This is a genomic window from Dyella sp., from assembly GCF_051962475.1.
Classification (GTDB): Bacteria; Pseudomonadota; Gammaproteobacteria; order Xanthomonadales; family Rhodanobacteraceae; genus Dyella_A.
In genome coordinates this window covers 59,616-68,063 of sequence record NZ_JBQCCF010000017.1, presented here as the reverse complement: position 1 = coordinate 68,063, position 8,448 = coordinate 59,616, and the positions used below count along the sequence as shown (strand labels likewise).

The window sequence follows — 8,448 nt, the reverse complement described above, 5'->3', positions numbered from 1 at the left end:
CGTGGCCACCCCCGAGCAGATCGAACCCGATGATCACTGGGCGATCGATTGCCTCGGTGTTGGAGGACGGCCGCGCTTGCGGCGGTCGTCGTTTTTGCTCCACGCACTCGTCGCGTGATCGGTTGATTTCGATGCCGCCGGGGAGGGGGTGTGCTACCCGTCGGGTGCGTCAGGCAAAAATATTTTTTTCTTTTTGCAGGCGGCCCGGTCGTCTTCCATTCATGCATTTCCGGAGGGCGTCGCAGGGTGTCGCCAAGCATTTGGTGTGAGAGGAAAATTTTCGCAGTCGATCGATGACTTGCGGTCGTGGAAGCGGGAAACCGTTGTGGGGTGCGGCTTCCCGGGTTTTTGTGAGATTGCATGATTTATTTGTATGGACGTCTAGACGTCCGTATCTTTCCGTCTGCAATTTCCCCAAACCCCTTGCGTGGCGAGGCTTCCGGGCCGGCTGGGGCGGGATTTTGGGCGGTCTGCGAACGCCGAAAATCAATTGACAGCCGAAATCTTCAGGAATAGCTTTCGCATCAGATTCTGGGGAACAGGTGTTATGGCAGCAGTGAAGTTCGTCAAGCCTTATGTCGACCACGGTGAGAAGGCCGGCGCGGTACGCAAGATCACCGTCTCGATTCCACTGCATGTCCTGCGGCTTCTTTCTGATCTGCGCACCCACCGCCAGGTGAACAATCTTAGGCACGCCACCAACAGCGATTTGCTGGTCGAGGCGTTCCTTCACGCTTTTACTGGGCAACCACTGCCAACTGATGAGGAGCTGAGACGAACCATGGCCACTGCCAAGAAAACCGCTGCAAAGAAACCGGCCGCCAAGAAGGCCGCCAAGAAGTCCACCGTGAAGAAGGTTGCCGCCAAGAAGCCGGTGGCGAAGAAGCCGGCTGCCAAGAAGGCCGCCGTGAAGAAGGTTGCCAAGAAGGCTGTCGCCAAGAAGCCGGCCGCTGCCAAGAAGGCTGCGGTGAAGAAGGTCGCCGTCAAGAAGGTTGCTGCGAAGAAGGCTGCGCCGAAGAAGGCTGCCGCCAAGAAGGCTGCTCCGGCCAAGGTGGTCAAGGCCACCAAGACCGCCAAGACCAAGAAGTAAGTACACCTATAACAAGAAAGTTTTGTTCGGATTTGTTTCCCCGCGGTGCCCAGCGCGGGGAGACCCTTCGAAAGCGATTCGTCCCGGCCCTCGTGCCGGGACGCTTCGTTTTGGGGGACGCAAAATCTCAGGTCGTTCCTGCGCGGTGCGGGCTGCAACGTGTTTGCCGTCATCCCGCAATGCGGTTACCTTTCGCACATCCGCGCCGCGACTGACCTGGGGAAGGCGTCGCTCCTGGATTTACGGGGGGAAAAAGCGCGGGTATCTGATGCCACTCAGCGAGAGATCATGGATACCCGAATCACACTCGAGGCGCGCCGAGGCGCGCGCGGAGCCGTCCGGCCCGTCACACTGGTCGCCATTGCCGTCATCGTCGTGCTGGCGATCGCTTCCTGGTTTCTGATCATCCAGCCGCACGAGGAGATCGTGCTGTCCGATGCCGGTGGTCATCCCTCGACGCCGGTCACGCCAGGCACCGTGGCGCCGCCGCCGCCGGCCAATGTCGAGGCCATGGGCACCGACCAGTTGCTGGCGGAGGCACGCAAGGCGATGAACGACCAGCGCTACCTGGCGCCGGCCGGCAACAACGCCTTCGAGTTCTATTTCAAGGTGCTCGAGCGCGAGCCGGGCAACCCGGTGGCGACCGACGCCCTGCGCGAGACCTTCCCCTTTGCAGCGAGCGCCGCCGAGCAGGCGATCAACGCGCGCAACTTCAACGAGGCGCAGCGCGAGATCGACCTGCTGGCCAAGGCCGATCCGGCCAATTTCACGCTGACCATCCTGCGCTCCAAGCTGGACGCGCAGCGCAAGCTGCTCGACAAGGAGCAGCAGCAGGCGTTGGATCAGGAGCGTCAACAGCAACTGGCCGCGCAGAAGGCCGCCGAGGAAAAGGCCGCGGCCGATAAGGCAGCCGAGGAGCAGCAGACCGCGGCAACCAAGAAGCCGGCAGCGCCTGCTGGCAACGCGGTCGCCAGCCAGCCGACGGAGACCCCGACGACGCCGGCACCGGTGAAGGCGGCTCCCGCCTCGACGCCGGCGGTGCTGGTGCGCAGCGTAAACCCGCGCTATCCGACGCCGGCACAGCGCTCGCGCACTGAGGGGTACGTCGTGGTGAGCTTTACCGTCACGGCGGAGGGGCGCACCTCGAACATCAAGGTGGTCGACGCCCAGCCGCGGCACGTGTTCGAGCGCGCCGCTACCGATGCCGTCGAACGTTGGGAGTTCAAGCCCGCCACCCGCGATGGACAGCCGGCGGACAGCACGTTGACCAACCGGATCAACTTCACGCTCGGTCAGCCCTGAGCGATCCGCGTGGAAACGAAACCGGCCAGCGATATCGCTGGCCGTTTTCGTTTACTCGGTGAAGCGCCGACCCCGATATCGGGCCGCTGCGGGTCACGACATCAGCGGTGGCGGATGCGCTTCGCGCGTGGCCGTTTCCGCTCCGGCTTGCCCACGGGCTTGGGCGGACTCTCCAGACCGGCCCAGTCCACGTGCGGCAGCGCGAGCAATCGATCGAACATCATCGGCATCAGGCCCGAAGGCGTGGCGCCGGCCGAGTTCCACATCGTGACGATGCCGGTGTGGTACTTGGGCAGGAAGCCGATCATGGTGCGGTAACCCTCCACCGCCCCGGCGTGGAAGATCATCGTCTCGCCGCCGTAGGTGAACACGCGCCAGCCCAGCCCGTAGTGCGCCGCGGTGATCCGCGCGCGCCGCCAGGGCGTGGAGTGCATTTCGATCGGCGTGGAAATCCCGGGGGCGTGCAGCACCGCAAGCAGCTCGGCCGGCAGTACGTCCGGCCGGCCGCCCATCTGCGCGACCAGCCACTGCTCCATGTCGCGCAGACTGGCGTTGACGCCGGCCGCCGGGGCGACCCGGTAGTACGCCTCGTTGGGTTCGAACGGGCGCCATTGGCCGTGGCCCATGGCGCGATGGGGATGCGCCCAGCTCGGGCTCGCCTCCAGCGCGGCCCGACCGTAGCTGGCCGTTTTCATGCCCAGCGGATAGAACAGGCGCTTGTCGACGAGGCGGTAGAAGAAGTCGCCGGTCTTGGCGTAGATCACGTCGCCGATCAGGCTGAAGGCGACGTTCTGGTAGCCGTAGCACTGCCCGGGACCGCACGTCATGTCGACCTCGTCGAGCTTGCGCACCAGCTCCTCGTAGGGCACGTCGTCCTCGAGCATGTTGTCGTAGGTGTTGCGCGGCAGCCCCGCGCGCTGGCCGAGAATGTCGCCGACGGTCACCTTCTCAGCCGCCTGCATGTCCTTGAGCTTGAAGAACGGCAGCACATCGACCAGGCGCGTATCCCAGCTCAGCTTGCCATCGCGCACCAGCAGCGACGTGAGGCCGGTGGCGAAGGCCTTGGACAGGGACGCCAGCCGGAATACCGTCTGCGGCTTGATCGGCTCCTTGGTCGCCGCATCGGCGTAGCCCAGGGTGTACTCGAAGGCGACCTTGTCGTTCACCACCACCGCCGTGGCCAGGCCGGCGACCGATCGGCGCCGCGCGAGTTCGTCGAGCCAGTGGCGGTAGTCGGCCAGCGCCTCCTTCACCCGCGCCGGCGGCAGCTGTGCCGATGGCGTGTTGGACACCACCGGGGTCGGTGTTGCCTGATGGGCGGAGGCGTGGCCGAAAGCTGCGGCGGCCGGGAGGACGAGGGCGCTGGCGAGCGCGAGGGACAATGGACGGAACGGCATGCTGCTCTGGGAATGCGTTCGGCGTGAAGCAGCCGAAGAATGGGGGATTACCGGCACGCCGGTCACGCTTCTGATCGGACGATTGTGGTCGACTTCGCCCGCGGCGACAACGAGGCGAACATGCTGCGGTACGGCAATCGGGGCCGTCGCGCTCAGACCACAGCCGGCCCTGTCGGTTCCGCGCGCGGAGGATCAGGCAGGCCTTGCAGCCATGCGCTGGCCCGCTCGGCGATCATGATCGTGGGGGCGTTGGTATTGCCGGTGGGCAGGCTGGGCATGACCGAAGCATCGATCACCCGCAGCCCCTCGATACCGCGTACGCGCAGCTCGCTGTCCACCACGGCTTCAACATCCTCACCCATCCGGCAGGTGCCGACGGGGTGATAGATCGACTCCGCCTTGCGTCGGATGAAGCCCTCGAAGTCGGCGTCGCTGCGCAGCTCGCCTTCGGGGAACACCGGCTTGCCGCGGTAGGGGTCGAAGGCGCGCTGGGCGAGGAACTCGCGCGACAGCTTCGCGGCCTCGATCATGCGGGCCAAGTCATGGCCTTCGCCGTCCCCGAGGTAGTTGGCGTGAATCGCGATAGGCTGGCCCGGATCGGCCGATTGCAGATGCAGCCGGCCGCGGCTGCGTGGGTGCAGATAGCACGCATGCAGCGTGTAGCCGTCGCCCGGCAGGCGATGGCGGCCATGGTCGTCGAGCAGGGCGGGCACGAAGTGGAACTGCAGATCGCAGCGCTCGTCCGTCGCCAGCCGGCTGCGCACGAAGCCGCCCGCCTCGGCGATGTTCGACGTGCCCGGCCCCTGCCGTTGGGTGAGGTAGCGCCACCCGACGCTGATCTCGCTCAGGTGGTCGTAGGTAATCGGCTGGGTGCTGCCGACCAGGGTGCAGATGTCCAGATGGTCCTGCAGGTTGGCGCCGACGCCGGGCAGGTCGAGCGCGACGTCGATACCCTGGGTGCGTAGCGCGTCAGCCGGGCCGATGCCCGAGAGCATCAGCAACTGCGGCGAGTTGATCGCGCCGGCCGCCAGCAGCACCTGGTTCGCTTCGATGCGCTCGCTGCCATGTCCGCAACGCAGCTGCACGCCGACCGCGCGATCGCCCTCGATCAATACCTTTTCGACCAGCACGCCGGTGCGCACGTGCAGGTTGGGCCGATGGCGAGCCGGCTTGAGGAAGCCGGCAGCGGTGGAGCAGCGCGCGCCGTCGCGCTGGGTCACCTGGTACAGCCCGAAGCCTTCCTGCGAGTCGCCATTGAAATCGCGGTTGCGGACGAAGCCGGCGCCGGCGGCCGCCTCGATCAGCGCGTCCGAGAGGACGTTGCGGTATCGCAGGTCGGACACACCGAGCGGGCCGCCGGTCCCGTGGAAGGCATCGACGCCCCGGCTGTTGTCCTCGCTGTGCACGAACCAGGGCAGCACGTGCTCCCAGCGCCAGCGCGCGTCGCCGGTGGCTGCCGCCCAGCGGTCGTAGTCGCCGGCCACGCCGCGGATGTAGCACATCGCATTGATCGAGCTGGAGCCACCCAAGGTCTTGCCGCGCGGCCACCACAGGCGTCGGCCGAGCAACTGCGGCTCGGGCTCGGTGTCGTAGTTCCAGTTCACGCTGCGCACCTTCACCAACCGGGCCAGCCCAGCGGGCATGTGGATCAGAGGGTTCCAGTCACGCGGGCCGGCCTCCAGCAGCAGCACGCGCGCGTTCGGATTTGCACTCAGCCGGTTGGCCAGCACGCAACCTGCCGAACCGGCACCCACGATGACGTAGTCGTAGTTCATCCCCATCCCCCGGCACCGGAAGGCACCCGCACGGTGCATGCTAGTCTTTGCCGGACCCCCGCTGGAACTCCCCGGTGACTCCACTCCCCCAGGCCGTCGCGAGCGAGCGTCGTGCCGCCGCCCTGTCCGCTGCAGCGTTCTTTTTCGTACTGACCTCGTACTACATCATGCGGCCGGTGCGCGACCAGCTGAGCGGCGCGGTGGGCTCGTCGCAGTTGCCGTTGTTCTACCTCGGGACGTTCATCGCCATGCTGGTGCTGACCCCGGTATTCGGCGCCATGGTGGCGCGTTTTCCCCGCCGTCGCCTGCTTGGCTGGAGCTACTGCTTCTTCATTGCCTGCCTGATTGCCTTCGTGCCGGCCTTCCTGGCGCAGGAGCGCATCGGCGCACGCGAACTGGGCGTGGTGTTCTTCGTCTGGGTCAGCGTGTTCAACCTGTTCGTGGTGTCGCTGTTCTGGAGTTTCATGGCGGACATCTTCGACAGCGCGCAGGCGCGACGGACATTCCCGCTGATCGCCCTGGGTGGCATGGCCGGCGCGGTATTCGGGCCGATGGTGACCAGCCTGCTGGTCGGGCTGCTGGGCGTGGCGCCGCTGCTGCTGGTGTCGGCGCTGATGCTCGCTGCAGCGCTGGTGCTGTTGCTGCGTCTGTCCACGCACGATGCTGCCGGACACCCGTCACGCAACGAGGAGGCCATCGGCGGCTCGCTGTGGGCGGGCGTGCTCGAGCTGTGGTCGCGGCCGTTCCTGCGTTACATGGCGATCCTCATGTTGCTGGGCGATGGCATCGGCACGCTCGCCTATGCCCTGGTGGCCGATTACGCCAAGTTCCATCTCGCCACCAGCGAGCTGCGCACGGCGTTCTATGCCCATCTGGATCTGGCAGTGAACGGGCTCGGCGCGTTGCTGCAACTGACAGCGACCCGCTGGCTTCTCACGCGCTGGGGCGCCGGCTGGGGGCTGGTGCTGCCGGCGCTGGTGAACCTGGTGCTGCTGGCGGCGGTGATGATCGGTGGCCAAGGCAGCCTGGCGCTGGGCGGCGCCACGGTGCCCCTGGTGGCGATGATGCTGGCGGTGAGCCGCGGTTTTGCCTACGGCATGACCAAGCCGGCCAGCGACGCACTGTATACGCGTGTGCCGCGCGAGACGCGCTACAAGGGCAAGAACTTCATTGAGACCACGGTCTGGCGCTTCGGCGATCTGGTTGTCACCAGTGGCGTCAGCGTGCTGGGTACGGCGGGCATCGGCGTAGGTGGCATGGCGCTGATCGGTGTGCTGGTGTCGACGGTAGCGACGTGGGTGGCGCGTCGCGCCGGGCAGTCGCCGGATCTGTTGCCCGATGTTCCCGTCGCCACGTCAGACGAACCAGTCGATCCGCGTGCTCCGTAGCGCGCTCAGTAGAAGGTCGCGATCACGCTCAGCTGGTGATATAGCGCTGCAGCTGCTCGATCTGCTCGGCCTGTTCGTCGATCACCGCCTTCACCAGGTCGCCGATCGAGATCACGCCCACCACGGCGTTGCCTTCGACCACCGGCAGGTGGCGGATGCGGCTGTGCGTGCACAGGCGCATGCATTCGAGTACTTCGGTGTCAGGCCCCACGGTGACCGGCGGCGCGCTCATGATTTCGGATACCGGGGTACCCCCGGACGACCGGCCCTGCAGGATCACCTTGCGTGCGTAGTCCCGCTCCGAAACGATGCCCACCAGCTGCTCGCCACGCATCACCAGTAGCGCACCGATCCGGCGCTCGGCCATCAGGCGGATGGCTTCCAGCACGGCCGTGTCGGGCGCGACCGCGTGCACCGCGTTGCCCTTGATCTCGAGCAGATGCTTGACCTGATTCATGACCGCCTCCCGCGCATGGACCCCGCAAGGAGTCTAGCGCCGTGGCCGGTCGGGCGGTGTTGCCGCAGTGTGAACCGTGGTGCCGGTCACGAACCGATGCGGAGGCGCTCGGCGATGAAATACAGCGGCCGCTGCTTGCTCTCGGCGTAGTTGCGGCCCAGGTATTCGCCGATCACCCCAAGCGCCAGCAGCTGCACACCGCCGAGGAACAGGATCACCACCATCAGCGTGGGATAGCCGCGCACCGGGTCGCCCCACAAAAGCGCCTTGGCCAGCACCCACAGGCCGTAGACGAAGGCGAACGCCGCCGCGCCCAGCCCCACCCAGGTGGCTAGCCGCAGCGGCGCCGTGGAGAACGAGGTGATGCCCTCGACCGCCAGCTGGCTCAGCCGCCAGTAATTCCATTTGGTGTCGCCGGCGAAGCGCGGATCGCGTTCGTAGCGGATCGAGGTCTGCCGATAGCCGATCCAGGCGAACAGCCCCTTCATGAAGCGCTGGCGCTCGCGCAGCTGGCCCAATGCATCGAGCGCGCGGCGCGACAGCAGGCGGAAATCGCCGGTATCGCGCGGCAGCGGGGTGTCCGACAGTCGCTCCATCACCCGGTAAAAGGCTGCGGCTGTGAAGCGCTTGAGCGCACTCTCGCCGGCGCGGGCGCTGCGCGTGGCATAGACCACGTCGTAGCCCGCCTGCCATGGCTCGATCAGCGCGGGGATCAGCTCGGGCGGATCCTGCAGGTCCGCATCGATCACCACGGCCGCGCCCTCGCTCACTGCGTCGAGCCCGGCGGTGAGGGCCGCCTCCTTGCCGAAATTGCGCGACAGCCGCAGGCCGGCCACGCGCGCGTCGTTGCAGTAGTCGGCGATCCGCTCCCAGGTGTCGTCCTGGCTGCCGTCATCCACGTACAGCACGTGGGTGTCGACGGCGAGGCCGTCGACCACGGCAAGCAGCCGCGCGTGGAAATCATCCAGGACGCTCGCTTCGTTGTAGGCGGGAACGACGATGGTCAGCTGGGGCATGGGGTATGGCCGTGACGTGGACG

The 8,448-nt window shown here is 66.5% G+C and carries 7 protein-coding genes; 3 read left to right on the top strand and 4 right to left on the bottom strand.

Annotated elements, in window-relative coordinates; genetic code table 11:
- The first annotated feature begins 547 nt into the window (after positions 1–547).
- Together metJ and ACTHJF_RS03460 are read left to right on the top strand one after the other, a co-directional pair.
- Positions 548–1,090: a met regulon transcriptional regulator MetJ gene (gene metJ / locus ACTHJF_RS03465; RefSeq protein ID WP_431635832.1), complete on the top strand. Its 543-nt coding sequence runs from the start codon at positions 548–550 to the stop codon at positions 1,088–1,090.
- A gap of 288 nt (positions 1,091–1,378) precedes the next feature.
- Positions 1,379–2,392, top strand: a complete 1,014-nt coding sequence (locus ACTHJF_RS03460) for an energy transducer TonB (RefSeq protein ID WP_440265860.1) — start codon at positions 1,379–1,381, stop codon at positions 2,390–2,392.
- A 101-nt stretch (positions 2,393–2,493) separates the two neighbouring features.
- On the opposite strand, the gene ACTHJF_RS03455 is transcribed toward ACTHJF_RS03460, so the two are convergent.
- Positions 2,494–3,789, bottom strand: a complete 1,296-nt coding sequence (locus ACTHJF_RS03455; protein WP_440265857.1) for a serine hydrolase domain-containing protein — start codon at positions 3,787–3,789, stop codon at positions 2,494–2,496.
- A gap of 152 nt (positions 3,790–3,941) precedes the next feature.
- The gene (locus ACTHJF_RS03450) at positions 3,942–5,564 is read right to left on the bottom strand and encodes a GMC family oxidoreductase (protein WP_440265856.1); all 1,623 of its coding nucleotides are present in this window, start codon (positions 5,562–5,564) and stop codon (positions 3,942–3,944) included.
- Between the two features lie 74 nt (positions 5,565–5,638).
- Between ACTHJF_RS03450 and ACTHJF_RS03445 the strand changes: the two genes are divergently transcribed.
- Positions 5,639–6,952 (top strand): NTP/NDP exchange transporter, encoded by a 1,314-nt coding sequence (locus ACTHJF_RS03445; RefSeq protein ID WP_440265855.1) that lies wholly within the window; start codon positions 5,639–5,641, stop codon positions 6,950–6,952.
- A 28-nt stretch (positions 6,953–6,980) separates the two neighbouring features.
- Here ACTHJF_RS03445 and ACTHJF_RS03440 read toward each other — a convergent pair whose 3' ends face one another.
- Entirely contained in the window at positions 6,981–7,409 is a 429-nt protein-coding gene (locus ACTHJF_RS03440; protein ID WP_431635836.1) for a CBS domain-containing protein, read from the bottom strand.
- An 86-nt stretch (positions 7,410–7,495) separates the two neighbouring features.
- Positions 7,496–8,425, bottom strand: coding sequence for a glycosyltransferase family 2 protein (locus tag ACTHJF_RS03435; protein WP_440265854.1), 930 nt, complete (start codon positions 8,423–8,425; stop codon positions 7,496–7,498).
- Positions 8,426–8,448: the final 23 nt, after the last annotated feature.

Excerpts from the sequence above, each read along its gene's own strand:
- ACTHJF_RS03455 (WP_440265857.1), bottom strand. The coding sequence starts at position 3,789 with ATGCCGTTCCGTCCATTGTCCCTCGCGCTCGCCAGCGCCCTCGTCCTC.
- ACTHJF_RS03440 (WP_431635836.1), bottom strand. The coding sequence starts at position 7,409 with ATGAATCAGGTCAAGCATCTGCTCGAGATCAAGGGCAACGCGGTGCAC.
- ACTHJF_RS03460 (WP_440265860.1), top strand. The coding sequence starts at position 1,379 with ATGGATACCCGAATCACACTCGAGGCGCGCCGAGGCGCGCGCGGAGCC.
- ACTHJF_RS03450 (WP_440265856.1), bottom strand. The coding sequence starts at position 5,564 with ATGAACTACGACTACGTCATCGTGGGTGCCGGTTCGGCAGGTTGCGTG.
- ACTHJF_RS03435 (WP_440265854.1), bottom strand. The coding sequence starts at position 8,425 with ATGCCCCAGCTGACCATCGTCGTTCCCGCCTACAACGAAGCGAGCGTC.
- metJ (WP_431635832.1), top strand. The coding sequence starts at position 548 with ATGGCAGCAGTGAAGTTCGTCAAGCCTTATGTCGACCACGGTGAGAAG.